Below are 24,686 nucleotides of genomic sequence, written 5' to 3'. Positions count from 1 at the left end.
GCGCGTACTTGGTGCTTGTCATGAAGGTCGAAGTTTTGAAGTCCGGGTCGAGTGGCCCCAAAATCATCCTGATCGGGTTGAACCGTTGTGCGACGACTTCGTTTCACAAGCTGTTTCTGAACAGCGGAATTCCGTCCGCGCATTGGGAAGATGAACAGGGACAAAACCTAGCGCATCGTATGATGACCAACATTGCCATGGGGCGCAGGCCCTTGGACGGGTTCGGTGCAGTCCGGGCATTCACTGACATTGCCTTTGTCAATTCACGCTTCATGCTGGACGGCGCTCGGCTCTTTCGTGAACTGCACGCGGCTTACCCGGATGCTTACTTCGTGCTGAACACGCGCAATTGCGAGGACTGGATTACGTCACGGGCCAGCCATTCCAGCGGTGGCTATCTGGAGCGGTGCTGCAAGGCAAATGGCCAAACGGCGGATGAGGTGAAACAGGGCTGGAGGCATATGTACGATGTGCACCATGCCGAAGTCGAAACCTATTTCGACGGAAATCCTCGCTTCCTGCGCTATGATATCGACAAAGATGACCCACAACGCGTTGCGGACTGGCTCTCACCGGATTTCGACGTAAACATTGCCCATTGGGGCCATTATAACCGAGGGGCGTCTGATCGCGCCCGGACAGGCTGAAAGGCGGCCTTGTGCTGAATGGAGAATTGACATGGTTCAACTGACCCTGCCCAAGAATTCCCGGATTACTACCGGCAAGACCTGGCCCAAGCCGGATGGCGCGAAGAATGTGCGCAAGTTCCAGATCTATCGCTGGAATCCCGATGACGGTCAGAACCCGCGGGTTGATACCTATTTCGTCGACATGGATACCTGCGGCCCGATGGTTCTGGACGCGCTGATCAAGATCAAGAACGAGATCGACCCAACTTTGACCTTCCGCCGGTCCTGCCGCGAAGGCATCTGTGGCTCTTGTGCGATGAACATCGACGGGATCAACACGTTGGCCTGCATTTACGGCATGGACGAGATCAAGGGCGACGTGAAAATTTATCCGCTGCCGCATATGCCGGTGGTCAAGGACCTGATCCCTGATCTGACCCACTTCTACGCGCAACACGCGTCGATCATGCCGTGGCTGGAAACCAAGACCAACCGCCCTGCGAAAGAATGGAAACAGTCGATCGAGGACCGCAAGAAGCTGGATGGTCTCTATGAATGCGTAATGTGCGCAAGCTGCTCGACCTCGTGCCCCAGTTACTGGTGGAACGGTGACCGGTATCTTGGTCCCGCAGCGCTTCTACACGCTTATCGCTGGATCATTGACAGCCGCGATGAGGCCACGGGTGAGCGTCTGGATGAGCTGGAAGATCCGTTCAAGCTCTATCGTTGTCACACCATCATGAATTGCGCCAAGACCTGTCCCAAAGGTCTGAACCCGGCCAAAGCGATTGCCGAAATCAAAAAGATGATGGTGGAACGCGCTGTATAAGCGACGTTGCGTTTTGCGTTAAGCGCATGTCAAACTTGCAAATTTAGGCGATGCAGCCCCGGCTGCGTTGCCTTATTTTTTTGAGCAGGGAGGAGTGATGAGATTAAGTCAGGATCACTCCAATGAGCAAAGACACTTCCAAACAAAAAACCGACGCGAAAGAAGCGTTGGAACTGCTTGAGCAGGCATGGGCGTATTACGTGCCAGAACCCGTGAAAGCTGACAAAGAGCCTGAGTTGTTCGAATACGCAAACGCAGCCTGATACGGGCCGAAAGACTTGAATTACGACGGCTAATCGGCAAAGCAAGGCAATGCCTGTTCTTCTGCTTCTGCTGGCGGCCGGTGTATTCGGCTATTTTGTCTGGCGCGCACGTCATTCTACGCTGACGCGTAATTGTCGGTGGCGCCAGGACAAAAGCCATGGCGTCTGGCGGTGCAGCTTCTGCGGCGCTGAAATCACTTCTCAGGACCAGCCTTTGCAGTGTTTGAGGGCGCGCGACAATTAATTATCTGCTTTTCGCAGGCAGAGTTATGCGCCAGTCTGCATCGCATGACACGTTCTGAACGCCCTATCCCTGTTCCCGAAGATGCTGAGGCGCGTCGCGCGCTGGCCCCCGTAATCTGTTACCCGAACGACGCGTTACCGCGACCTGATGTGTCGTGGATGCGAACCCTGCGCCAAGACGCAGTCAAAACGGATGAGGTTCTGGTTCCCCCGCGCGATGCGCGCTGTTTTGAGGTGCCGGCAGGGCACTTTTTTCGAATTACGTCCGTCGAAGGCCCACAGGTCGGTGATTTGAACATATGGAATCGCAATGACCTGTCCGAGCGTTTCTATTCAGGTAAAACCCGCGCCTTGCATGGAACGCATCTGACCACCGGAGAACAGATGTGGTCCAGTTTTCCCCATCTGCGCCCCATGGCCACGATCATTGAGGACACGCTGGAATGGTACGGGATCGATGCCTTCGGCGGGTCGGTCCATGACGTTATCGGTACGCGGTGCGATCCGTATACGGGCAATCTGTTGTCGGGTGCGCAATACCACCACTGCTGCCATTCAAACCTGACCCGCGCGCTTGCAGACCATCTGGATCTTCCGCTGGCCGAGGCCGAACTTGCAGTGCATGACGTACTGAACGTCTTTATGTGCACCGGGTTTACGCGCGATACAGGTCAGTACTTTATGAAAGCCTCACCCGTGCGCCCGGGTGATTATCTTGAGTTCTTTGCCGAGATTGATCTGCTCGGCAATCTGAGTGCTTGCCCGGGCGGGGATTGTTCGTCCGAGCATTCCTCGGACACAGCTGCTTGTTTCCCGCTGCTGGTCGAAACATTCGCGCCGGCTGAAGGTGATTTGAAGGGATGGCAAAGCCCGGCGCGCAATGAATATGATGGCACGCACGGGCGATAAAACTGTCAGGCACCGAGTGGTGCCTGCCTATTGTCAGGTGTTCGGGAAAGCCGCCTGAAGGGCGATTTCCACCATGTCACCAAAGCTGCGCTCGCGTTCAGACGACGGCAGAGCTTCTCCGGTCAAAAGGTGATCGGAAACAGTGAGTACGGCCAATGCCCGGCATTTGTGGCGTGCCGCCAGAATGTACAGCTCTGCAGCTTCCATTTCGACGCCCAGAATGCCGTGACGCACCATCTGCTCGTTCAGATCCGGGCGCTCGTCATAAAAGACGTCGGAGGAGTATATCCCGCCAACATGCGTCGGTGTTCCTTTGGCCGCTGCCGCTGCTGCCGCCGCCTGCAACAAACCCCAGTCGGCGCAGGGCGCAAAGTTCAGCTCTTTCATGATGCCCCGCGAAGGGGTGCTGAGCGTAGTTGATGTCATTGCCAGAATGACATCACGCACTTTAACGCTGTCCTGCATGCCGCCACATGAGCCGATACGGATCAGAGTTTTAGCATCGTAATCGCGGATCAGTTCATTCACGTAAATGGAAAGAGAGGGCATCCCCATACCACTGCCCTGAATAGTAACAGGGTTTCCTTTCCATTTTCCGGTAAAGCCAAGCATTCCACGAACGTCATTGACCTGCTTTATATCTGTCAAAAACGTTTCAGCAGCCCATTTGGCCCGATAAGGATCTCCGGGCAAAAGAACCGTTTCTGCGATTTCGCCTTTTTCAGCGCCAATGTGAATGGTCATTTGTTCAATTTACCTTGATCAAATTTCCAGTTCGGAAATATCCGCACCAGCTTTTAAGGCGTCATGCACCCATTGAGGTTTGCGGCCGCGCCCCGTCCAGGTCTGTTCCGGGTTCGACGGGTTGCGATACTTTGCTTTGGTTTTAGGCGTTTTTCCGCCACGTGGCGCATCGCTGGACAATTCAGACAACGAAAAACCGAACTCTGCTGCGGCTTTTTCTGCCGCTTTCAAAGCCTCTTGCCGTTCGCGTTTTTCGGCGCTGACAAGCGCTTTTTCTATTTCATCACGTAAAGATAACAGTTCTTTTCGCGACATTTGTTCCAGATTGATCCCCATCAGTCCTCTCCGATTGAATTAAAATACGGTGCGTATTGGCGTGCACCGTATTTCCAAAAACAGGATTATTCCATCCCAAAGATTTAAAGGACAGAAACGGGGAAAAAAGAAGTAAACGCCTCAATTATTCAGCGGCAAGCGTCTTGGGGTCTGCCAAAACAACAATATCGCCCATAATTGCGTTCAATTCAAAGTTCTTAGGGGTGTAAACCTTGGCTACCCCCATGGCTTTCAATTTTTCGGCATCTTCGTCGGGAATAATCCCGCCGACAACAACCGGAATATGGGACAGCCCTTCTTTTTGCAGGCGTGACAATACCTCTTCGACCAGCGGCAGGTGGCTGCCGGACAGGATGGACAGGCCGATCACATGCGCGTCGTCTTCGCGCGCGGCGTCCACGATTTCCTCCGGGGTCAGGCGGATGCCCTCATAGCTGATGTCCATACCGCAATCTCGCGCACGGAAGGCGATCTGTTCGGCCCCGTTGGAATGGCCATCCAATCCGGGTTTGCCGACCAGGAACTTGAGACGACGACCCAGTTTGTCACTGACCGCGTCGACCGCAGCGCGCAGATCGTCCAACCCTTCGGTTTTGTTTGAAACCGAGCCTGAAACGCCCGTTGGACCGCGATAGGTGCCATAGACCTTGCGCATCTCTTCCGCCCATTCGCCTGTGGTGACACCTGCTTTGGCCGCAGCGATCGAAGGTTCCATCACGTTGGCTCCGGTCTGCGCTGCTTCGCGCAAGGCTGCCAAGGCTGCCGTGACTGCTGCGTCGTCGCGTTCTTCACGCCATTGGCTCAGGCGGTCGATCTGTTCTTGTTCAACCGCAGGATCGACAACCATGATGCCGCCATCTTCGGTCTGCAAAGGTGAGGCCTCACCTTCAATCCATTTGTTCACACCAACAACAACGGTTTCGTTCCGTTCGATCCGGTTCAACCGGTCTGCGTTCGAGTCTACGAGGCGGGATTTCATGTACTCGATGGAAGCTACCGCTCCACCCATCGAGTCCAGGTTTGCCAACTCGGCCCGCGCACCTGTTTTCAGGTCTTCAACTTTGGCATCGACGGCGGGGTTGCCATCGAACAAATCGTCGAATTCCAGCAAGTCGGTCTCATATGCCAGAATCTGCTGCATCCGCATCGACCATTGCTGATCCCAGGGGCGCGGCAGGCCAAGAGCCTCGTTCCACGCGGGCAACTGCACCGCACGGGCGCGCGCGTTTTTCGACAGCGTCACGGCCAGCATCTCGATCAGGATGCGATAGACGTTGTTTTCTGGCTGCTGTTCCGTCAGACCCAACGAGTTCACCTGCACGCCATAGCGGAATCGGCGGAATTTGGGGTTCTCGACACCATAGCGTTGTTGCAGAATCTCGTCCCAAAGATCCACAAAGGCGCGCATCTTGCACATTTCGGTAACAAAACGGATACCCGCGTTTACGAAAAACGAAATCCGACCGCACAGCGCTGGAAAATCTTCTGCCGGTACGCGCGGGCGCAGTTCGTCCAACACGGCGATGGCAGTGGCCAACGCATAGGCCAGTTCCTGTTCCGGTGTCGCGCCAGCTTCCTGCAGGTGGTACGAGCACACGTTCATCGGGTTCCACTTGGGAACGTTGGTATAGCAATACTCGGCCACGTCCGCGATCATCTTGAGCGACGGTTTGGGCGGGCAAACATAGGTGCCTCGGCTCAGATATTCCTTGATCAGGTCATTCTGAACCGTGCCCTGCAATTTCGACACGTCTGCGCCTTGCTCTTCCGCGACAGCGATATAAAGCGCCAAAAGCCATGGGGCAGTGGCGTTGATCGTCATCGAGGTGTTCATCTGCTCAAGCGGGATTTGGTCGAACAGAACCCGCATGTCGCCCAGATGACAAACCGGCACACCAACCTTGCCGACTTCACCGCGCGCCAAGGTGTGGTCGCTGTCATAGCCCGTTTGCGTCGGCAGATCGAAGGCCACGGACAGACCGGTTTGCCCTTTCGCCAGGTTCCCCCGGTAAAGCGCGTTCGAGGCTTTGGCCGTGGAATGACCGGCATAGGTTCGGATGAGCCAGGGGCGATCTTTCTGCGTCTGCGTCATAGCGGGGCCTCGTGCTTCGGTGGGCAATAAAATTACGTCTTGAGGTTCTAAAGCGCAATTTTCGGGATATGTCAATTCGCTGCGTTGCGGCATCCTTCAATTGTTCAGATTGTGGGCAGTTGCGATTGGTGGCAATGTGCCGCCATGACGCAAACCGTGGAACTTCCGCTTTGGCTTTTCCTGCTGATCGTGGTCTTTGCCATGGTCACTTTTGCTTCGCATTTCCTGTTCCCTTCGGTGCGCTGGTTCTTCCGCCGCAGGTTGGAACGTGCCGTTTCGCGCCTGAATCAAAGGCTTCAACGTCCTATCCAGCCGTTTAAGCTGGCGCGGCGACACGACATGATTCAGCAGTTGATTTACGACCCTCAGGTCGGGCGTGCGGTTCAACAACATGCGCAGGACGAAGGCATTCCCGAGGCCGTCGCTTTTGAAAAAGCCCGTCGCTACGCGCGCGAGATTGTTCCGTCGTTTTCCGCTTTTGCCTATTTCAGCTTTGCCATTCGTCTCGCCCGTCTGTTGAGCAATACGTTTTACGAAGTCCGACTCAGCCATCAAGACGAGGCTGCGATAAAGAACATTGATCCGGACGCAACCGTGGTTTTTGTGATGAACCATCGCAGCAATATGGACTATGTGCTTGTGACCTATCTGGCGGCACAGCAATCGGCCTTGTCGTATGCGGTTGGAGAATGGGCGCGCGTTTGGCCGCTAAGCCGTTTGATTCGCGCGATGGGGGCGTACTTTATTCGGCGCAAATCAGGCAGCGAGCTCTATCGGCAAGTGCTGTCCTGCTATGTGCGCCATGCGACCGAAGCTGGTGTGACGCAAGCCATGTTTCCGGAAGGCGGCTTAAGCCTGACCGGCGCACTGGGTCGCCCAAAGTTGGGTTTGCTGAAATACATTATGGATGGAACCTCGCCTGACGGGCGTGATGTGGTTTTTGTCCCCGTCGCACTGAACTATGACCGGGTGCTTGAAGATACCATCCTGACCCGCGCTGCCTTGGGGTCAGAGCGCCGGTTTCGCGCTCGGATCGGCGTGATCTCGCGCTGGATACTCAAGCAGCTCTGGCGGCGTCTGATCGGGCGGTACAAGCGATTTGGCGTCGCCTCTGTGCGATATGGAGTTCCGATTTCGCTGAAGGAATTCCGCGCTGTCAGCGATGACGATGTCATGACGGATTTGGCCCGAGAACTGATGCAACGCATCGGGCAGGCGATCCCGCTGGTTCCAGCCCCTGCGGCTTGCCGGTTGTTGCAACAGAACGGATCTTTGCCTGAAGAGGCCGTTCGATCCCAAATACTGTCTATGTTGGCCGAAGACGGCCACACGTCGGATCAAGACGGAGCGGCTGTGGATAACGCCGTGAATCAGTTGGTCGAGCGCAGGATCTTAAGCCGCCAGGGGGACAATCTGACCCTTTCAGGTCAACGTGAGGATCTGTTGGGCTATTATGCAGCTTCTGTGCCAATCAACAGGAAATCCGATAATACTGCGGCTGCAAAATAACTTTCTGCATCCGCTGGGTCATAAAATTACAAATCAAGGCCGAAAACGGTTGCAATATTACTTGGCGGCCAATATTCCAGTCTGTGAAGCGCGCGATTCTGCGTTGCGGCAATAGTATTGAGAAAAAGGAGGCCAGCATGGCTTTGGACACCGAAAGCGGTATCGCGTCGTACGAGGCACCCGAAAAGGACCTCTATGAAATGGGTGAGATCCCTCCGATGGGATTTGTCCCCAAGCAGATGTATGCCTGGGCCATCCGCAAGGAACGCCACGGCGAGCCGAATACTGCAATGCAGCAGGAAGTGGTCGACGTGCCCGAACTGGACAGCAACGAGGTGCTGGTTCTGGTGATGGCGGCAGGCGTCAACTACAACGGCGTCTGGGCCGCTCTGGGGCAGCCGATCAGCCCATTTGATGGCCACAAAGCCCCTTATCATATCGCCGGTTCGGATGCGTCAGGCATTGTCTGGGCCGTCGGCGACAAGGTGAAGCGGTGGAAAGTGGGTGATGAAGTCGTTATCCACTGCAACCAGGACGATGGCGACGACGAGGAATGCAACGGTGGTGATCCGATGTACTCTCCCAGCCAGCGAATCTGGGGCTATGAGACGCCGGACGGGTCGTTCAGCCAGTTCACTCGCGTTCAGGCGCAGCAGTTGATGCCGCGCCCCAAGCACCTGACCTGGGAAGAAGCAGCATGCTACACCCTGACTCTGGCGACCGCTTACCGGATGCTTTTTGGCCATGAGCCGCATGATCTGAAACCGGGCCAGAACGTTCTGGTTTGGGGTGCGTCGGGTGGTTTGGGGTCCTATGCGATCCAGCTGATCAACACGGCCGGTGCAAATGCGATTGGCGTGATTTCGGACGAAAGCAAGCGCGACTTCGTCATGGGCTTGGGTGCCAAGGGTGTTCTGAACCGCAAGGACTTCAACTGCTGGGGTCAATTGCCTACGGTGAACACGCCGGAATATGCCGAATGGTTCAAAGAGGCCCGCAAGTTTGGCAAGGCGATCTGGGACATCACCGGCAAAGGCAACAATGTGGATATGGTGTTTGAACACCCCGGTGAAAGCACGTTCCCGGTTTCGACCTTTGTTGTCAAAAAGGGCGGTATGGTCGTGATCTGCGCCGGCACTACCGGCTTCAACTGTACCTTCGACGTGCGCTATATGTGGATGCATCAAAAGCGCCTGCAAGGGTCGCACTTTGCGCATCTCAAACAGGCGGCTGCCGCAAACAAGCTGATGGTAGAACGTCGCCTGGATCCCTGCATGTCAGAAGTGTTCACCTGGAACGATCTGCCCGAGGCGCACATGAAGATGCTGCGGAACGAACATAAGCCGGGCAACATGTCTGTCCTTGTGCAGGCACCCCGCACTGGCTTGCGCACCCTGGAAGAAGTTCTCGACGCAGATTGATCCCTCTTTGGGAACGTAGACAAAAAACACCCGCGAATCGCTTGGCCGGTTCGCGGGTGATTTGCGTTTTGACAGAGCCTTGCGGACTTTCAAACACTTACATTTTCTTCCCCCGCTATTTTTGGGGAGTAGAAACCGGTGAATAGGTCGAAAAAAACTATACATGTTATGGTTGTGTTAACGCTTCGTTAACTGTTTCAGAGAGACCCTAATGGCGCAGAATGAGTGGATATTGGACGTATTGTCGGACCTCAATGCTTTCGCCGTTGCGAACGGGTTGAGCGCGCTTGCCGAGCAGCTGGATGACACAAGGCTGATCGCTGCGGCCGAGATTGCGTCCCTGAAGAACGAGGCACGAGCGCCCGCGGATGGGAACGGAAGTCGAATTAGGTCAAATCCTACTGGACTTGGAAAACACCAACACGCTTGAAGAGCTCAGCAACGTCGCCGAGCGATTGCGGAGTATTCTTCAGGTTGAACATCTAACCTATCACTGGGTTGATGGAGCTGGCGATCAGTACGGTTACACCACGTATTCAGATACCTGGGACGAACGCTACCGAGATAAGAACTACCATCGGATTGATCCGGTTATTCTTGGGTGTTTCCAAAGATTTCATCCGGTCGACTGGAAATCTCTGGACTGGTCAAGCAGGATCGCAAAATCCTTTCTTCAAGACGCCCGTAACCACGGTGTTGGCAATCAAGGCTATTCCATTCCGATCCGAGGTCCGAACGGACAGTTTGCCCTATTCACCGTAAACCACAGTTGCGATGATCAGACCTGGCAACGCTTTATTTCGACCTACGGGCGGGATTTGATTTTGGTTGCGCATTTCATCAACCGCAAAGCGCTTGAGTTCGAAAAAGACAGGCAACCGGATTCCACACGTAATCTGTCACCACGGGAAATAGACGCTATTACCCTTTTGGCTTTGGGCTACAGCCGTGCCCAAGTGGCGCATTCGCTGTCGATTTCAGAGCATACGCTGCGGGTCTATATCGAAAGCGCCCGATCGAAATTGGGAGCACATAACACCACGCATGCAATCGCAACCGCGCTCAGCCGAGGATTAATAGTGGTTTAAGACCAGCGCACACCCCACACGCAATATTAACCACGACTCTGTACCCCCTTCGTTCCCGCACAGGACGACAAGGGGAACAAGTCATGTTGCGTTATTTATATGCCGATGAGTTGCACAGATTTCCAACTCTGGCAGAGGGGATGTTCAAGGATCGAGCGGATCAGTTCAAAACCCGGCTGGGGTGGGATGTCCATGTCAATGAACAGGGGAAGAGCGGGATGAGTATGACGCACTCAACCCGCTTTATGTCATCTGGGAAGAGCCAGACGGCAGTCATGGCGGGTCGATGCGGGTGTTGCCCACAACGGGTCGGGTGATGATCAACGAGGTTTTCGGGGATCTCAACGGCGGCAAACCCATTTGCAGCCCGTTGATCTGGGAAGTGACACGGTTCTGCCTGTCACGCAACGCAGGCCCGCATACGGTCGGGGCCATTATGCTGAGCGGCGGCGAAATGATGGAAGGGTTTGGCCTGACTCACATCGCCGGTGTGTTTGATGCGCGTATGATCCGTATCTATCGTCTGATCGGCTCATCGCCCGAGGTTCTGGGCACTCAGGGCAGTGGGCAGGATCGGATCTCGGTCGGGTTGTGGCCTTATTCTGCGGATGATTGCAACCGCGTCGCGAAACGTGCTGGCGTCCCGCGCGAACTGTCGCGCCTGTGGTTCAACACAGCGCTTTGGACCCAAAAAACAGCACCGGTTTGCCTTGTCCGCATAAGCAGTTGAAAACGCCATTCCGCATCTGGTGATGGTCGGCGCGGCCCTGTAGGGTCGCGCCATGTCTTTGCAATATGTAACCTTCTCGGATGATCAGGCCGCCGCATTTGACAGCATCGCCGAGATGCTGAGATCAGCAGGTGTCGATCTGGAAGATGACGCCCTTCTCAAACTGCCGGGGGCGGGGAAATCGGGCGTAATGGCCGTGATCGGCAAGGCTGGCTCTGGTAAAACCCTGCTGTTGGCTGAACTGTATAAGGCGCTGGCAGAGACCGGGGTACAGGTCGTGTCCGGCGACTATGAAAGTCGCAAGTCCAGGGACAAGCGTAGCCTTGCTATCCTGGCCCCCACCAACAAGGCCGCAAGTGTTCTGCGTCTGCGCGGCGTGCCCGCCACCACAATTCACCGCATTCTCTACACGCCTGTGTACGACCCGGAATACGAGCGCATCGCTGAATGGCTGGCGGGCAACGATGAACGACCCGAGATTGAAGGACTGACTGATGAAGCCCTGGATCGGGCTGCGGCGTTTTACGAAAACAACAAGTCCATGCCTGGGGCACTGGCTGCTGCCGGATTGCGGGGATCGGATTTCATCACGGGGTGGAAACGGCGCGACGAACCTTTGGACATCGGGTTTGTCGATGAAGCGTCGATGCTGGACGACCGTCAATTCGAGGATCTGAAAGAGATTTTTCCAACCCTTTTGTTATTCGGTGATCCGGCACAGCTGGCACCGGTAAATCAATCGGGCAGCATGGTTTTTGAGTCCTTGCCCGAACCCAGAAAACTGACGCTTCAACGCGTTCACAGACAGGATGCAGACAACCCAATCCTCGATCTGGCCCATGCTCTGGCTGACCCGGCGATGGGGTTTGAAGACTTCGAGCGTTTGGTCGAAGAGACGGCGCGCCGTGACGACAGGGTGGTCTGGGGGCAGCGGGTCGAGGTCGACCTGATGGCGCGCAGCCCGGTTTTGGTTTGGCGCAACGCGACACGCATTCGACTTATTCAGGCGTTCAGGAACGTCCATGGCGCACCAGAGACCGAGCTTCTGGAAGGGGAACCGCTGATTTGCGACGGGATTGAGCTGCCTTTGAAACATCGCAAAAAACGTCTGGATCTTGAAGCGCGTGGGCTGATCAAGGGGGCTCAGGTGGTGTACCTGGGGCCGGGGCGAAAGCCGGGATTCTCGCGGCTGCATGTGATGGGTGCCGAAGACCCTCAGGTCAGCGCGGCATCGATTGTGCAGATCGAGAAGCCGGATGAGGAAGAACCGTTCATTCCCTTTGCGGCGCGTATGGGCGCAACGTTCCTGCACGGTGCGGCAGTGACGATACATAAGGCGCAAGGTTCTCAGTGGGACACGGTTCAGGTTTTTGCACCGGACATTTATGCCGCAGCCCGGATGGGCCGGACCGAGGCAGGACAACCTTTGTGGAAACGTTTGGCTTATGTGGCGATTACGCGTGCGCAAGAACGTCTGATCTGGGTCGTCCGCAACCGATTGTCGAAGCCAACTTATCCGCTGCGAGTGGACGACCTGCGGGCTGTCCCGGCGGCGTCACTGACATTGGAGGCGGAAGAGACATGACATCCATTATTGTTACCGGCGCAAGCTCTGGTATAGGACTGGCCACAGCGGAACTGTTCCTGGCCCAGGGGTGGACCGTCGGTGTGTTGGCACGCAGTGCGGATAAGCTGAATGCCCTGGCACAAAAGCACGGCAACTCCGTTGCGCTGCCTGCGGACGTAACAGACCCTGAGGCAGTGAAGACTGCGTTCCGAAAGTTTACGGACGAGGTTGGGCGTCTGGATGTCTTGTTCAACAACGCAGGCATCTTTGCACCGGGCGGTACTATCGACGAAATTGCGCTGGAGGATTGGTATCAAAGCGTCAACGTCAACCTGAACGGCATGTTCCTGTGCGCACGCGAAGCCTTTGGGATCATGCGGCATCAGGACCCTCAGGGCGGACGCATCATCAATAACGGCTCGATTGCTGCACATGTTCCACGTCCGAACTCTGTGCATTATTCGGCGACCAAACATGCAATTACCGGGCTGACCCGCAGCCTGTCTCTGGATGGGCGGTGCTTTGGAATAGCCTGCGGGCAGATCGATATCGGGAACGCCCGGACACAGATGGTTCAGGGGCTGGTGGACGCGGCGCAGGCAGCGGGGGAAACGCCTGACCCGACCATGGCCGTTGAAGACGCGGCGCGATCTGTTCTGCATATGGCAACCCTGCCGCCTGAGGCGAATGTTCAGTTCATGACCGTCATGGCGACGACCATGCCCTATATCGGCAGGGGATAACCGTCACTTGTCGCGCAACAGACGGAATGCCGTCGAAGCACCCCAGCCAGCAGCAATTGCGATGACCAGAGACATCAGACCGTACCAAACAGGTTGCTGACGCGACATGTTGTACAGGAACCGTTCCAGGCCAACTTTGCGGACATCGATGGTTGTTTCGTACTGCGAAACCACCTCGCCACCGCGCGTCAGGAAGATACGGGCGGCATAATCCCCCTCTGTCAGGTCGGCAGGCATGTCGATTGAGGTGCGGAACAGTGTTTGTTCGTCCACGGCGACCGTGTCTTCGCGGATGGAATACAAGTCTTCTTCCTCGCGAATGCGAACTACCGCGTCTGCGAAATCCTGCGCGCCGCGGATATGCATCGCGGCACCAACGGACCGGATCGCACGTTCTATCGAAATACGATAACGAAGATCTTCGGTGTCAGTCAGAATGTCATCCAACGGCCCGCTGGTTGCGACCGCGTAAAAGCTGGGCGCAAGATCGACGAGAACACTGTCGGTGTTGACCCAGATCCCCAGCTTCCGTTCTTTGCGGCGTACCGTGACAGGCTCGGACGGACCAGCGACCGCAACGATGACCTCGACCGGTGGGCCGGATGGAATCGGGGTTTCCCGTTTGATGGCCCCGAAAATGAGAAGCTCTGAGCCGTCAAAGGTCGCTGTAATCGCAACGCGATCCTGGCTAAGACCAAGGACAACCTGTTCTTCCGCAGCAAACGCGGGCAGGCACAAAAGACAAAAGACGGCAATGAGTGATCGCAGCATCTTCAGTGTCCTCCGCCAGTTCCAAGCGAATAAAGCTCGGCAGGTTCAAGAAGCAGATCAAGCGCAAGCTTGCCGCACACCGCCAGAACCAAAGCAGCCAGCAAAACGCGCAGTTGCTCTGCCGGCATACGCGCGCCAATCACAGTACCGATCTGCGCGCCAATCACACCGCCAACCAGCAGCAGAACCGCCAGAACAATGTCCACCGTATAGTTCGTGGTGGCGTGCAGCATCGTGGTGAAGGCCGTCACAAAGATGATTTGAAACAGCGATGTGCCGACAACAACCTTTGTGGGCATGCCCAACAGGTAAATCATGGCGGGAACCATGATAAAGCCGCCGCCGACACCCATGATTGCAGACAAAACCCCGACGCAAAGCCCAACCAAAACGGGTGGAATGACCGAGATATAAAGACCAGATGTGCGGAATCGCATTTTGAAGGGCAGGGCATGAATCCAGCCCCGTTGACGGCGTTTCGCGGCAACAGCTCCGCCTCTTTTTGCCTTTCGCAGCGCCCTGAGGCTTTCGACGAACATCAGGCTGCCGATGACGCCAAGGAAAACGACGTAACACAGTTTGACCAGCAGATCGACCTGACCCAGGCTTTTGAGATAGTTGAAGACAACCACACCCAAAGCGGCTCCGATCAGGCCCCCGACAAGCAACACAGTCCCCATCTTTAGGTCTACGGTTTTTCGTCGGAAATGGGCCAACACGCCGGAAAAGGACGAAGCAACAATCTGATTGGCCTCGGTCGCAACGGCCACCGCTGGTGGAATGCCGATGAAGAACAGCAGCGGCGTCATAAGAAAACCGCCGCCGACCCCGAACATTCCGGACAAAACGCCAACCATTCCACCCAAACCAAGCAGGAGGAATGCATTCACCGATACTTCGGCTATGGGCAGGTAAATGTACATAATACCGTCACTTTGTGTTTTGCGTCGCTGCGCTGCCGCATGCAGTCCATTGGTAAGCCATTGATGCAGTTTTTTGCATGTATATCATTGTCACATGCCTCCCGGCTCGATGAGCCCAAAGATGTCTTCTGATTGCAAAACGAGATCAGCTTCGATTTTGAAGGCACCGCCCAACGTTAGGGAAGCGCTGACAGAAACTTTGGCTATGGGCAGATAGACTTGCATACCCCCTTAGAGCGGGTGCGGCATGCAAAATCAACTCTGCATGCCGCTCTGCAGCGAACAGGACCCAGAATTGATCCTGAACTGGACTTATCAGCGTTCCTTTACGTACGGTTCGCCACCGGCACGTGGGGGAACGGCTTTGCCGACAAACCCGGCCAGAATCACAACTGTCAGGATGTAGGGCAGGGCGTCCATCACCTGTACCGGGATCACAATTCCGCCCAGGTCGATATTCTGGAATCGCAGGGCAACGGCTTGCAACAGGCCAAACAGCAGACAGGCCCACATGGCATGCCAGGGGCGCCATTTCGCAAAGATGAGCGCCGCCAGTGCGATGAACCCGCGCCCGGCTGTCATTTCCTTGACGAACCCGGCCTGCAATGCGGTGGCCAGATAAGCACCTGCAATGCCGCACAAAACGCCACAGATCGCGACTGCCGCGAAGCGCAGGCCAACGACGGATACGCCCGCTGTATCAACCGCCGCCGGGTTTTCACCCACTGCCCGCAATCGCAGGCCAAAGCGGGTGCGATACAGAACCCACCATGTCGCCGGAACCATCAGAAACGCCACATAGACCAGGATCGAGTGACCCGAGAGCAATTCGGAATAAATCGGGCCGATAATCGGCACACCGCTGATTGCTTCCGCAAATGGGAAATTGATGGGCTCAAATCGCCCACCTCCAAACAGGGACGGTGTCCGCCCGCCTTGCTGGAACCAGCTTTGGGCGACCAGTACGGTCAAACCCGAAGCGAGAAAGTTGATCGCCACGCCCGAGATAAGCTGATTACCTCGGAATGTAATTGACGCCAGCCCGTGGAGCCCCGACAGCAACAATGAAGCTGCAATGCCCGCCAGCAAGCCCAACCAAACTGAACCGGTAACAGCCGCAATGGCTGCGGAAAAGAACGCCGCTATCAGCATTTTGCCTTCGAGGCCAATGTCAAAGATACCCGCACGTTCCGAATAGAGACCGGCCAGACAGGCCAGCAGCAGCGGGGTGGACAGGCGGATGGTCGAATCCAGGACCTGGATGAGGGTAACGAAGAATTCCATCACTCAGCCCTCTTCCGCATACCAAGGAACAGTTTTTCAAGCGGCATTCGCACCATGTTGTCCAACGCCCCGGTGAACAGAATGACCAACGCTTGAATAACAACGATCAGCTCACGTGGGATCGAGGCCCACAAAGCCAGTTCTGCCCCGCCCTGATAGAGGAAGCCAAACAGTAAGGCGGCTAGAAAAACGCCAAACGGGTGGGATCGGCCCATCAGCGCGACGGCGATTCCGATAAAGCCCGCGCCTTCGGTCGAGTTCAGAACCAGCCGCTCGGCCTCGCCCATCACGTTGTTGATGGCCATCAAACCTGCCAGCGCGCCCGAAATGAGCATGGCTATGATGGTGATCCGCACGGGTGAAATACCAGCGTAAACCGCCCCGGTTTCCGAGTGGCCATAGGCGCGGATTTCGTACCCCAGGCGGGTCCGCCAGATCAGTGCCCAGACAACGACACAGGCCAGCAGCGCGATGAAGAACGTGATGTTCGCCGGAGCCCCGCGGAACACCACATTCTCAGCGGTTGAGAACATCGACTGGAAGGTCGGCAGGTGAACGGTTTCGGGGAATCGTGCGGTGGCTGGGTCCTGCGATCCTTGCGGGCGCATGATGTTGACCAGCATGTAGTTCAGGAACGCGGCTGCGATAAAGTTGAACATGATCGTGGTGATCACGATGTGGCTGCCGCGTTTGGCTTGCAAATAGGCCGGAATGGCGGCCCAAAATGCGCCGAACAGCATTGATGCGGCGCAGGCCGCAAGCAAGGCAACGCTCCAATGGGGCCAGTCGACATAAAGGCAGACCATGGCGACGCCAAGCCCGCCCAGCATCGCCTGACCTTCGCCGCCGATGTTAAAGAGGCGCGCATGAAACGCCACGGCAACCGCAAGCCCGGTGAACATGAAATTTGTCGCATAGTAGAGCGTGTAGCCCCAGCCATAGGTCGACCCCAGCGCGCCGGTCACCATAAGCTGAACCGCTTCGATTGGGTTTTCTCCGATGGCGAGGATGACCAGCGCCGACAGGATTGCGGCCAGTATCAGACTGATCAGCGGGATCAGGATGACATCGGCCCATTTGGGCATTTTTTCCATGTTACGCGGCCTCTCCCGCAACACCGGCCATCAACAGGCCCAGTTCTTTTTCATCCGTCTCATGGGGCAGTCGTTCACCCATGATGTGTCCGTCAAACATCACCGCAATCCGGTCGGAAAGCGAAAAGATCTCTTCCAGTTCGACCGAGACCAACAGAATGGCCTTGCCCTGATCACGCAGAGCGACGATCTGCTTGTGAATGAACTCGATCGCACCGATGTCTACGCCGCGTGTGGGTTGTCCGACCAGCAGCAGATCCGGGTTGCGCTCGATCTCGCGTGCGACAACGATCTTTTGCTGGTTGCCGCCCGAAAAGCTCTTGGCCGCCAACCATGGATCGGGCGGGCGGACGTCGAATTTTTCGATCTTGGCTTCGGTATCGGCGCGCAAGGCGGCATTGTCCATGAAGATGCCGCGTTTGTATGCCGGGTCACGATGATAGCCGAAGGCGACGTTTTCCCACGCGTGGAAATCCATAATCAAACCTTCGCGCTGCCGGTCTTCCGGCACATGTGCGATATGCTGGGCGCGGCGGGCCTGACCGTCCGATCCTGCGCCACTCAGTGCCAAAGGCTGACCATTCAATTTGATCGAACCTTGGCCCGGTCGCATACCGCCCAGAACCTCAAGCAACTCGGATTGTCCGTTGCCAGCCACCCCGGCGATGCCGACGATTTCACCTGCGCGGACGGTCAGATCAATGCCTTTGACCCGTTCCACTCCGGTCGAATCGAAAACGCTCAGTTTTTCAATCTCAAGAATGGGTTTACCGGGTTTGGCAGGCACTTTGTCGACCTGAAGCAGAACCTTGCGGCCTACCATCAGTTCGGCCAACTCTTCGGGGCTGGTTTCGGACGTTTTGACAGTTGCCGTCATCTGTCCCCGTCGCATGACCGAGACGGTGTCGGTATTCTCCATGATCTCACGCAGTTTGTGCGTAATCACGATGATCGTTTTCCCCTCGGCCCGCAGGCGGTCGAGAATGCGGAACAACTGATCTGCTTCAGCCGGGGTCAGTACGCCTGTTGGTTCGTCCAGAATCAGAATCTCAGCCTTGCGATACAACGCCTTCAGAATTTCGACGCGCTGTTGCATACCGACGCCGATCTCGTCGATGCGTTTGTCTGGGTCGACGAACAGTTCGTACTCTTCTTCCAGGTCTTTCAACTCTTTACGCGCCTTTGCCAGAGACGGGGCGAGCAGCCTGCCATCTTCGGCACCCAGCACGATATTTTCCAGAACGGTAAAGTTTTCAACCAGCTTGAAATGCTGGAATACCATCCCGATGCCAGCAGCGATTGCGGCCTGGCTGTCAGGGATATCTGTCTTGGATCCGTTGATCCAGATTTCGCCTTTGTCGGCTTTGTAGAAGCCGTAGAGGATGCTCATCAGCGTGGATTTGCCCGCGCCGTTTTCACCGATGATCCCGTGTATTGTACCGGGGGCGACACTGATGGAGATGTCTTTGTTGGCCTGAACCGGCCCAAAGGCTTTGGAAATCCCTTTGAGCTCAATGGCGGGGACGGTCATGTCTTGTCCTCAATTGCCGAAAGGGCCGCACGGACGGCGCGGCAGAGTGGAAAACGGGGCGGAGGAAACCCCCACCCCGTATGTATTTTTAGAACTGCAGTGCCGGGCAGCTGTCGTTCTCGTAATAGCTGACAACGTTGATGTCGCCGTTGATGATGGCGCTACGCGCATCGTCCACAGCGTCTGCCATGCGGACGGACACGAGGGCTTCGTTGTTTTCATCCATCGCAACGCCAACACCGTCTTCGGCCAGACCCATGGTGAAGATACCGGTTTCTACGTCGTCGCCTGCTTTCATCGCTTCATAAACGGCAACATCCACGCGCTTGAGCATCGAGGTCAGAACTTTGCCCGGGTGCAGGTGGTTCTGGTTGCTGTCCACGCCGATTGACAGGATGCCTTCGTCGGCAGCGGTTTGCAGAACGCCAACGCCGGTGCCACCGGCGGCTGCGTAGATCACGTCTGCGCCTTGGCTGATCTGTGCCTTGGTCAGTTCAGATCCTTTCACAGGATCGTTCCATGCTGCCGGAGTGGTGCCGGTCATGTTGGCCACGACGTTGATGTCAGGGTTCACAGCCTTGGCACCCTGCGCGTATCCACAGCCAAAGTGACGGATCAGCGGAATATCCATACCGCCGATGAAACCAACAGTGCCCGATTCCGACGCCATCGCGGCCATCATGCCAACCAGGTACGAACCTTCATGCTCGGCAAAGCCAATCTGACGGATGTTTGGAATGTCCAACCAGTTCACGTCAACGGCGACGAACTTGGTATCCGGATAGTCGCCCGCGACTGCTGACAGCGGATCAGCCATGCCAAAGCCCATGGTGATGATCGGGTTTGCACCGGATTCGGCAAAGCGGCGCAGGGCCTGCTCACGCTGTGCTTCCGACTGAATTTCGATCTCACGGTACTTTCCACCGGTCTCATTTGCCCAACGCTGCGCGCCGTTATAGGCGGCTTCGTTGAACGATTTGTCAAATTTGCCGCCCAGATCAAAGATCAGCGCCGGTTCAGCCAGAGCGGCACCTGCAGTCAGAGCGACGGCAGCGGCAGCGCTCATCAAGGATTTCATCAGGGTCATTTCGGTCTCCCAGTTTTATGTTGGCACGGGATCAGATTAGTCCCGTTTACCCACGTTTAGCGAGCATAACTGTTGTGATGGCGGGTATTAAGGGGGTTTGCAACCGTCATGGTCAATTGATTCCTGACCAAATGGTCCAAAAAATGTTCACTTGCCCTTAGGGCAGGCGGCATTCCATCACCAGAGCGTCGGTTTTTGTACCCGTTTCGCGCGAATAATACGCACGCCGCACACCGCAGCGATGATACCCGCAGTGTTCATATAGGGCGATTGCCGCCACATTGTCGGCTGCGACGTCCAGGAAGGCCCGGTTTGCCTCCATGGCCGCGGCCTGACGGTGGCATTCACGCATCGTTCCCAAGGCCAGCCCCTGACGTTGTACCGAAGGGTGAGTCGCAATTGTCAGCAGCTCGGCCTCGCCCGCAATCACCTGAAACAACGCAAAGCAGCGCGGATCACCAACGTAATGCGTAAACGGGTTGTCCAGAAGGCTTTCAAATTCGCTGGCGGACCAGGGGCGCGACTGCGTGAACGCAGCGGCATGAGTCGTTGCCATATCGCGCGGCGTCATTCGTCTAACAAGACCGGAGGCACATCACGCGACGGGGCCGCATCTGCTGGCCGGACATACAGCGGTGCCGGTGATGCGCTGACATCGCGCCAACGTTCAGCCGTTAGACGTGCAATGGCTTGGGCGTGTTGGTCCGGGTCATTGCAGGAAAACAGCGGTCCAAGTGCCTCGGCATCTACCCTGGGCATCAGGCGTGGATCATCGCCGACGGCCTGAACATAAACCTGATCGCGCGGGGCTTGTATACATGGAATCGGGTCCGCACCGCCTAACTCCATCAAGGCATCGAAGCCTGAAACACCAACGGCAGGGACGCCGAGGCCCAAGGCAAGTCCGCGTGCGGCAGATACCGAGATTCGAATGCCAGTGAAATTACCCGGACCGACACCCACGCCTATGGCGTCAAGATCGGACCAAGCGCAACCACCCTGAGCAAGTATGTCTTCGAGCATCGGCATCAGGCGTTCGGCCTGCCCGCGCGACATAACTTCGGCCCGAGAAGTTATGATTTCACGACCGCGCAACAAAGCGGCCGCGCAATGCGCGGCCGATGTATCAAATGCCAGGATCGTCGGGTCAGACGGCAACAGGGCGGACCTCGGTCACTTCGGGGATGTAGTGACGCAGCAGGTTTTCGATACCCATTTTCAGTGTCAGCGTCGAAGACGGGCAGCCTGCGCAGGCCCCCTGCATGTGCAGGTAAACAATGCCGCGATCAAACCCGTGGAAGGTGATGTCACCACCGTCCTGAGCCACCGCTGGACGCACGCGGCTGTCCAGCAGATCTTTGATCTGGTTGACGATTTCAGCGTCTTCGCCGGTGTGCTCCGCATGGCCAGATGCGGCAGTTGCATCTGCACCCATAACAGGCTGGCCGGATTGGTAATGTTCCATCACCGCACCCAGGATCGCCGGTTTTATGTGATCCCACTGAACGTCATCAGATTTGGTGACAGTGACAAAATCGTTGCCAAAGAACACGCCGGTCACACCGTTAACACCAAAGATTCGCTTGGCCAGAGGGGATTTCTCGCCCGCGTCTGGAGTTGGGAAATCTGCAGTTCCAGCCTCAAGCACCGTTTGGCCGGGCAGAAATTTCAACGTGGCCGGGTTTGGGGTGGATTCGGTCTGGATGAACATGAGGCAGCTCCGTCTGATGTGCCTCTGATATGCGCGCAGGGGCGCGGGAAGTCAAGATTTGGAACGGTTCTAAATTGAAGCCGCGTGTTCCAGCGCCTCATCCAGACGGTCATCGCCCCAATACAGCTCTGCTTCGACCAGAAAACTAGGCGTTCCGAACAGATCAAGGTCTTTAGCGCGGTTGGATTGCGCAAACAGCGCAGCCTTGATGTCCGGGTCCTGCACGCGGCCCAAGGTGTCAGTTGGCAAGCCTGCCGTTTCCAGACAATCCATCAGCACATTCTGATCCGAGATATCGCGCCCCATCCCAAACTCTGCGCTGTAGACCGCCCTGACAAAAGCGGCCCGCCCATTTTGACCTTCAATAGCCAGCGAGAGACGTGCTGCCGAAAGAGAATTCTGCGGAAAAGGATCAGGTCGTACTAATGGCAACCCCCGCGCCGCACACAGGCGTTCCATGTCACGCCACATGTACCGCCCCTTGGCAGGGTAGAGATTAAACGGAGACGTTTGCCATCCCTGAGCTGCAAAAATGGGACCAAGCAGAAAAGGGTGCCATTCGACCGAAACACCCTTGGCTTGCGCCGCGGCTTCGATTCGCATTGCGCTGAGATAGGAATAGGTCGAGGCGAATTCGAACCAGAACTGTATCGTCTTCGCCATCGTCGGTCCTCAGGTGATTTCTTCCAGCTTTTCTTTGCTTAGATCGCCGGGAACAATGGTGATCGGGATCGGAAGGCTGCCCGAGTTTTTTGTCAACTGAGTCACCAGCGGGCCTGGCCCCTTTTTGTCCGTGCCCGCCCCAAGTACAAGCACACCAATCTCGGGATCGGACTGAACATGTTCTATGATCTGTGGCACCGGATCGCCTTCGCGGATGGCCAGTTCCGGTTCCACATTCTGTTTGTCACGCATCCATTTTGCAAAAACCTCATAATGCGCATGGATACGTTCACGCGCTTCTTCGCGCATGGTTTCGGCGACTCCGATCCAGTGGTTGAACTCGTCTGGCGGGATCACCGACAGTATCGTCACTCCGCCACCGGTATGCGCGGCACGCATCGCGGCAAAGCGCATGGCGTTCAGGCATTCGCGGCTGTCATCCAGAACAACTAGAAACTTACGCATGGGTGTCCTCTTCAAGTTTCAGGGATCATGCCCCAGCGGTTGCGCTGTGGCAACTCGGACACGTTCAAAGTGACATGCTAGCGTTCGCTTGCAGCCCAATCCCAGTAAAGTCCACGGGCGCGGCGGGCAATAGGGCCAACTTGAAATTGCGTATCGTCCAGAGCTGTAACAGGTGTCACCTTGTTCATGTTGCCTGACATGAACACTTCGTCTGCCCCGTGAAAATCCTCGAAACTCAAAACCGTTTCGTGGACCGCAACACCGTCGTCGCGCAAGTTCTTGATATGTCGCGCGCGCGTGATCCCCGCCAGAAACGTGCCGTTGGGGGCCGGGGTGAAGACCTCACCATCTTTGACCATAAAGATGTTGGCCGTTGCGGTTTCAGCCACGTTCCCCATCGCGTCAGCGACCAGAGCGTTCGAGAACCCCTTTGACCGGGCCTCTTGCAACATGCGTGCGTTGTTGGGGTACAGGCAACCGGCCTTGGCGTTTACAACTGCACTTTCCAAAACAGGGCGGCGAAACCTTGTGGTTGTCAAAGTGACCGAGGCGGTGTCCGGTGCCATCGGGATCTCTTCCAGACAAATGGCAAAGCCCGTGCTGTTTTCCTGTGGGACAATGGCGGTCTGGTCGCCGTCGATCCCCCAATACATCGGCCGAATATAGACGGCGGTATCTGCGTCGTAGGATTGCAACCCTTCGCGCACCAACTCCACCATATGTTCAGCTGTTACAGTCGGGGTCAGCATCAAAGCTTCTGCAGATCGGTTTACCCGCGCACAATGCGCATGCAAGTCGGGTGCAAGGCCCTCGAAATATCGAGCGCCATCAAAGACAGAAGACCCCAACCAGGCCCCGTGATCGGCGGCGCGCATGATGGGTGCATCCCCTTCATGCCACTGGCCTTCGAAATATGTGCGGATATTCTTGCCTGTTGCCATGATGCCCTCCCAAGCTTTGGGCAAACCTAGGAGGGCGTCAGAAAAAGGTCCAGTGCAATCAGCGTGATGCTGACCCAACCATGCCTACGATTTCGTAGGTCTTTTGCAGGATCGGAGCAGCGATCTCACGCGCACGCTCGGCCCCGCGGGCCAGAATTCGATCAATTTCGCCCTGATCTGCCATCAAACGAGACATTTCGGTCGAGATCGGCGCCAGTTTCGCCACCGCCAGATCGGCAAGCATCGGTTTAAAGTCACCAAACTGCTTGCCGCCGACCTCGGCCAGAACCTGTTCGACACTTTGATCGTTCAGCGCCGCGTAGATATTGACCAGATTGCGCGCCTCGGGGCGATCCTCCAGCCCGTCAACATCCGACGGCAGCGCGTCCGGGTCGGTCTTGGCCTTACGGATTTTCTTGGCAATCGCGTCGGCATCATCGGTCAGGTTGATCCGGCTCATGTCCGACGGATCGGATTTTGACATCTTCTTGGACCCGTCCCGCAAGCTCATGACGCGTGTGGCCGCGCCTTCGATCACCGGCTCGGTGATTGGGAAGAAGTCGACGCCAAAGTCGTTGTTGAACTTGATGGCGATATCACGGGTCAACTCCAGATGCTGTTTCTGATCCTCACCGACCGGCACATGGGTCGCGTGATAGATCAGAATGTCAGCCGCCATCAGCGACGGGTAGGCAAAAAGCCCCAGCGAAGCGTTCTGCTGGTTCTTGCCTGCCTTGTCCTTCCACTGGGTCATCCGTTGCATCCACCCCATCCGGGCGACGCAGTTAAAGATCCAGCCCAGTTGTGCATGTTCGGGCACCTGGCTTTGGTTGAACAAAATCGACTGTTCGGGGTCGATGCCCGCCGCGATAAAACCTGCGCACAGTTCACGGGTGTTGTGGGACAGCGCTGCGGGGTCCTGCCATGTGGTGATCGCGTGCAGATCGACCATGCAATAGATGGTCTCGAAATCTGCACCCTGCATATCCACAAAGCGCTTCATTGCGCCCAGATAGTTGCCCAGGGTCAGCCCGCCCGAAGGCTGGATGCCGGAAAACACGCGCGGCGTGAACTGGGTCTCGGTCATCGAAGGGAACTCCCGTCTGGAAAAAT

At 56.4% G+C, this 24,686-nt stretch carries 25 protein-coding genes and 1 pseudogene; 10 read left to right on the top strand and 16 right to left on the bottom strand.

The genetic code is table 11. The features are described 5' to 3' along the window. The first annotated feature begins 20 nt into the window (after positions 1–20). The 4 genes from ACR3EH_RS08150 to ACR3EH_RS08135 all read left to right on the top strand — a co-directional run bounded on the left by ACR3EH_RS08150 (position 21) and on the right by ACR3EH_RS08135 (position 2,873). Positions 21–647, top strand: a complete 627-nt coding sequence (locus ACR3EH_RS08150; protein WP_171183970.1) for a sulfotransferase — start codon at positions 21–23, stop codon at positions 645–647. A gap of 31 nt (positions 648–678) precedes the next feature. Further along, the gene (locus ACR3EH_RS08145) at positions 679–1,458 is read left to right on the top strand and encodes a succinate dehydrogenase iron-sulfur subunit (protein ID WP_050604073.1); all 780 of its coding nucleotides are present in this window, start codon (positions 679–681) and stop codon (positions 1,456–1,458) included. Between the two features lie 122 nt (positions 1,459–1,580). Then, positions 1,581–1,721, top strand: a complete 141-nt coding sequence (locus ACR3EH_RS08140) for a hypothetical protein (RefSeq protein ID WP_171093657.1) — start codon at positions 1,581–1,583, stop codon at positions 1,719–1,721. A 288-nt stretch (positions 1,722–2,009) separates the two neighbouring features. Next, positions 2,010–2,873 carry an urea carboxylase-associated family protein gene (locus ACR3EH_RS08135; RefSeq protein ID WP_171647387.1) on the top strand — a complete coding sequence of 288 codons (864 nt, stop codon included), beginning with the start codon at positions 2,010–2,012 and terminating at the stop codon, positions 2,871–2,873. A gap of 33 nt (positions 2,874–2,906) precedes the next feature. On the opposite strand, the gene deoD is transcribed toward ACR3EH_RS08135, so the two are convergent. The 3 genes from deoD to ACR3EH_RS08120 form a co-directional block, all read right to left on the bottom strand. Continuing rightward, positions 2,907–3,617, bottom strand: a complete 711-nt coding sequence (gene deoD, locus ACR3EH_RS08130) for a purine-nucleoside phosphorylase (protein WP_171183973.1) — start codon at positions 3,615–3,617, stop codon at positions 2,907–2,909. Between the two features lie 18 nt (positions 3,618–3,635). Further along, positions 3,636–3,953: an H-NS histone family protein gene (locus ACR3EH_RS08125; RefSeq protein ID WP_171093651.1), complete on the bottom strand. Its 318-nt coding sequence runs from the start codon at positions 3,951–3,953 to the stop codon at positions 3,636–3,638. A gap of 124 nt (positions 3,954–4,077) precedes the next feature. After that, entirely contained in the window at positions 4,078–6,045 is a 1,968-nt protein-coding gene (locus ACR3EH_RS08120; RefSeq protein ID WP_171183975.1) for a protein meaA, read from the bottom strand. A gap of 144 nt (positions 6,046–6,189) precedes the next feature. On the opposite strand from ACR3EH_RS08120, the gene ACR3EH_RS08115 reads away from it, so the two are divergent. The 6 genes and pseudogenes from ACR3EH_RS08115 to ACR3EH_RS08090 all read left to right on the top strand — a co-directional run bounded on the left by ACR3EH_RS08115 (position 6,190) and on the right by ACR3EH_RS08090 (position 13,103). After that, entirely contained in the window at positions 6,190–7,554 is a 1,365-nt protein-coding gene (locus ACR3EH_RS08115) for a 1-acyl-sn-glycerol-3-phosphate acyltransferase (RefSeq protein WP_171183977.1), read from the top strand. 137 nt (positions 7,555–7,691) lie between these two features. Beyond that, positions 7,692–8,975 carry a crotonyl-CoA carboxylase/reductase gene (gene ccrA / locus ACR3EH_RS08110; protein WP_171093644.1) on the top strand — a complete coding sequence of 428 codons (1,284 nt, stop codon included), beginning with the start codon at positions 7,692–7,694 and terminating at the stop codon, positions 8,973–8,975. Positions 8,976–9,343: 368 nt separating this feature from the next. Then, positions 9,344–10,063, top strand: a complete 720-nt coding sequence (locus ACR3EH_RS08105) for a helix-turn-helix transcriptional regulator (RefSeq protein ID WP_171183979.1) — start codon at positions 9,344–9,346, stop codon at positions 10,061–10,063. Between the two features lie 83 nt (positions 10,064–10,146). Continuing rightward, positions 10,147–10,785, top strand: a pseudogene (locus tag ACR3EH_RS08100) (acyl-homoserine-lactone synthase). 60 nt (positions 10,786–10,845) lie between these two features. Further along, positions 10,846–12,378, top strand: coding sequence for an ATP-dependent DNA helicase (locus ACR3EH_RS08095; protein WP_171183981.1), 1,533 nt, complete (start codon positions 10,846–10,848; stop codon positions 12,376–12,378). Further along, positions 12,375–13,103, top strand: a complete 729-nt coding sequence (locus ACR3EH_RS08090) for an SDR family oxidoreductase (RefSeq protein WP_171183982.1) — start codon at positions 12,375–12,377, stop codon at positions 13,101–13,103. The genes ACR3EH_RS08095 and ACR3EH_RS08090 overlap by 4 nt, the downstream gene beginning before the upstream one ends. Before the next feature lie 3 nt (positions 13,104–13,106). Here ACR3EH_RS08090 and ACR3EH_RS08085 read toward each other — a convergent pair whose 3' ends face one another. The 13 genes from ACR3EH_RS08085 to trpS form a co-directional block, all read right to left on the bottom strand. Next, positions 13,107–13,874 (bottom strand): TIGR02186 family protein, encoded by a 768-nt coding sequence (locus ACR3EH_RS08085; protein ID WP_171183984.1) that lies wholly within the window; start codon positions 13,872–13,874, stop codon positions 13,107–13,109. A gap of 2 nt (positions 13,875–13,876) precedes the next feature. Continuing rightward, positions 13,877–14,797, bottom strand: coding sequence for a sulfite exporter TauE/SafE family protein (locus ACR3EH_RS08080; protein WP_171093632.1), 921 nt, complete (start codon positions 14,795–14,797; stop codon positions 13,877–13,879). A gap of 315 nt (positions 14,798–15,112) precedes the next feature. Then, positions 15,113–16,081: an ABC transporter permease gene (locus ACR3EH_RS08075; RefSeq protein ID WP_171093630.1), complete on the bottom strand. Its 969-nt coding sequence runs from the start codon at positions 16,079–16,081 to the stop codon at positions 15,113–15,115. Then, positions 16,081–17,175, bottom strand: a complete 1,095-nt coding sequence (locus ACR3EH_RS08070) for an ABC transporter permease (protein ID WP_171647385.1) — start codon at positions 17,173–17,175, stop codon at positions 16,081–16,083. The genes ACR3EH_RS08075 and ACR3EH_RS08070 overlap by 1 nt, the downstream gene beginning before the upstream one ends. Before the next feature lies 1 nt (position 17,176). After that, a complete protein-coding gene (locus ACR3EH_RS08065) occupies positions 17,177–18,706 on the bottom strand; it encodes an ABC transporter ATP-binding protein (protein ID WP_171183986.1) in 1,530 nt (509 codons plus the stop codon). Positions 18,707–18,794: 88 nt separating this feature from the next. Continuing rightward, positions 18,795–19,793, bottom strand: a complete 999-nt coding sequence (locus tag ACR3EH_RS08060; protein WP_171093623.1) for a BMP family lipoprotein — start codon at positions 19,791–19,793, stop codon at positions 18,795–18,797. A gap of 157 nt (positions 19,794–19,950) precedes the next feature. Beyond that, positions 19,951–20,349, bottom strand: coding sequence for a GNAT family N-acetyltransferase (locus ACR3EH_RS08055; RefSeq protein WP_253762069.1), 399 nt, complete (start codon positions 20,347–20,349; stop codon positions 19,951–19,953). An 11-nt stretch (positions 20,350–20,360) separates the two neighbouring features. Continuing rightward, positions 20,361–20,951 (bottom strand): tRNA (adenosine(37)-N6)-threonylcarbamoyltransferase complex dimerization subunit type 1 TsaB, encoded by a 591-nt coding sequence (tsaB, locus tag ACR3EH_RS08050; protein WP_171183990.1) that lies wholly within the window; start codon positions 20,949–20,951, stop codon positions 20,361–20,363. Next, entirely contained in the window at positions 20,941–21,504 is a 564-nt protein-coding gene (locus tag ACR3EH_RS08045; RefSeq protein ID WP_171183993.1) for a NifU family protein, read from the bottom strand. The genes tsaB and ACR3EH_RS08045 overlap by 11 nt, the downstream gene beginning before the upstream one ends. A gap of 69 nt (positions 21,505–21,573) precedes the next feature. After that, entirely contained in the window at positions 21,574–22,167 is a 594-nt protein-coding gene (locus ACR3EH_RS08040; protein ID WP_171183996.1) for a 2-hydroxychromene-2-carboxylate isomerase, read from the bottom strand. 9 nt (positions 22,168–22,176) lie between these two features. Then, the gene (locus tag ACR3EH_RS08035) at positions 22,177–22,632 is read right to left on the bottom strand and encodes a universal stress protein (RefSeq protein ID WP_171093614.1); all 456 of its coding nucleotides are present in this window, start codon (positions 22,630–22,632) and stop codon (positions 22,177–22,179) included. 77 nt (positions 22,633–22,709) lie between these two features. Then, on the bottom strand, positions 22,710–23,573 hold the full coding sequence (locus ACR3EH_RS08030; RefSeq protein ID WP_171093612.1) for a branched-chain amino acid aminotransferase: 864 nt from the start codon (positions 23,571–23,573) through the stop codon (positions 22,710–22,712). Positions 23,574–23,631: 58 nt separating this feature from the next. Further along, a complete protein-coding gene (gene trpS / locus ACR3EH_RS08025) occupies positions 23,632–24,660 on the bottom strand; it encodes a tryptophan--tRNA ligase (protein WP_171093610.1) in 1,029 nt (342 codons plus the stop codon). Positions 24,661–24,686: the final 26 nt, after the last annotated feature.

It is taken from the genome of Ruegeria sp. BG7, assembly GCF_056535685.1.
Note: the sequence above shows the minus strand (reverse complement) of the source record. Positions and strands in the feature narration are given on the sequence as shown.

What these genes read in the sequence shown, in the direction of transcription:
- ACR3EH_RS08055 (WP_253762069.1), bottom strand. Translation starts at nt 20,349, where the DNA reads ATGGCAACGACTCATGCCGCTGCGTTCACGCAGTCGCGCCCCTGGTCC.
- ACR3EH_RS08125 (WP_171093651.1), bottom strand. Translation starts at nt 3,953, where the DNA reads ATGGGGATCAATCTGGAACAAATGTCGCGAAAAGAACTGTTATCTTTA.
- ACR3EH_RS08085 (WP_171183984.1), bottom strand. Translation starts at nt 13,874, where the DNA reads ATGCTGCGATCACTCATTGCCGTCTTTTGTCTTTTGTGCCTGCCCGCG.
- ACR3EH_RS08145 (WP_050604073.1), top strand. Translation starts at nt 679, where the DNA reads ATGGTTCAACTGACCCTGCCCAAGAATTCCCGGATTACTACCGGCAAG.
- deoD (WP_171183973.1), bottom strand. Translation starts at nt 3,617, where the DNA reads ATGACCATTCACATTGGCGCTGAAAAAGGCGAAATCGCAGAAACGGTT.
- ACR3EH_RS08090 (WP_171183982.1), top strand. Translation starts at nt 12,375, where the DNA reads ATGACATCCATTATTGTTACCGGCGCAAGCTCTGGTATAGGACTGGCC.
- ACR3EH_RS08030 (WP_171093612.1), bottom strand. Translation starts at nt 23,573, where the DNA reads ATGGCAACAGGCAAGAATATCCGCACATATTTCGAAGGCCAGTGGCAT.
- ACR3EH_RS08080 (WP_171093632.1), bottom strand. Translation starts at nt 14,797, where the DNA reads ATGTACATTTACCTGCCCATAGCCGAAGTATCGGTGAATGCATTCCTC.
- trpS (WP_171093610.1), bottom strand. Translation starts at nt 24,660, where the DNA reads ATGACCGAGACCCAGTTCACGCCGCGCGTGTTTTCCGGCATCCAGCCT.
- ACR3EH_RS08035 (WP_171093614.1), bottom strand. Translation starts at nt 22,632, where the DNA reads ATGCGTAAGTTTCTAGTTGTTCTGGATGACAGCCGCGAATGCCTGAAC.
- ACR3EH_RS08060 (WP_171093623.1), bottom strand. Translation starts at nt 19,793, where the DNA reads ATGACCCTGATGAAATCCTTGATGAGCGCTGCCGCTGCCGTCGCTCTG.
- ACR3EH_RS08150 (WP_171183970.1), top strand. Translation starts at nt 21, where the DNA reads ATGAAGGTCGAAGTTTTGAAGTCCGGGTCGAGTGGCCCCAAAATCATC.
- ACR3EH_RS08070 (WP_171647385.1), bottom strand. Translation starts at nt 17,175, where the DNA reads ATGGAAAAAATGCCCAAATGGGCCGATGTCATCCTGATCCCGCTGATC.
- ACR3EH_RS08105 (WP_171183979.1), top strand. Translation starts at nt 9,344, where the DNA reads ATGGGAACGGAAGTCGAATTAGGTCAAATCCTACTGGACTTGGAAAAC.
- ACR3EH_RS08140 (WP_171093657.1), top strand. Translation starts at nt 1,581, where the DNA reads ATGAGCAAAGACACTTCCAAACAAAAAACCGACGCGAAAGAAGCGTTG.
- ACR3EH_RS08045 (WP_171183993.1), bottom strand. Translation starts at nt 21,504, where the DNA reads ATGTTCATCCAGACCGAATCCACCCCAAACCCGGCCACGTTGAAATTT.
- ACR3EH_RS08040 (WP_171183996.1), bottom strand. Translation starts at nt 22,167, where the DNA reads ATGGCGAAGACGATACAGTTCTGGTTCGAATTCGCCTCGACCTATTCC.
- ACR3EH_RS08075 (WP_171093630.1), bottom strand. Translation starts at nt 16,081, where the DNA reads ATGGAATTCTTCGTTACCCTCATCCAGGTCCTGGATTCGACCATCCGC.
- ACR3EH_RS08115 (WP_171183977.1), top strand. Translation starts at nt 6,190, where the DNA reads ATGACGCAAACCGTGGAACTTCCGCTTTGGCTTTTCCTGCTGATCGTG.
- ACR3EH_RS08065 (WP_171183986.1), bottom strand. Translation starts at nt 18,706, where the DNA reads ATGACCGTCCCCGCCATTGAGCTCAAAGGGATTTCCAAAGCCTTTGGG.
- ACR3EH_RS08135 (WP_171647387.1), top strand. Translation starts at nt 2,010, where the DNA reads ATGACACGTTCTGAACGCCCTATCCCTGTTCCCGAAGATGCTGAGGCG.
- ccrA (WP_171093644.1), top strand. Translation starts at nt 7,692, where the DNA reads ATGGCTTTGGACACCGAAAGCGGTATCGCGTCGTACGAGGCACCCGAA.
- ACR3EH_RS08095 (WP_171183981.1), top strand. Translation starts at nt 10,846, where the DNA reads ATGTCTTTGCAATATGTAACCTTCTCGGATGATCAGGCCGCCGCATTT.
- ACR3EH_RS08120 (WP_171183975.1), bottom strand. Translation starts at nt 6,045, where the DNA reads ATGACGCAGACGCAGAAAGATCGCCCCTGGCTCATCCGAACCTATGCC.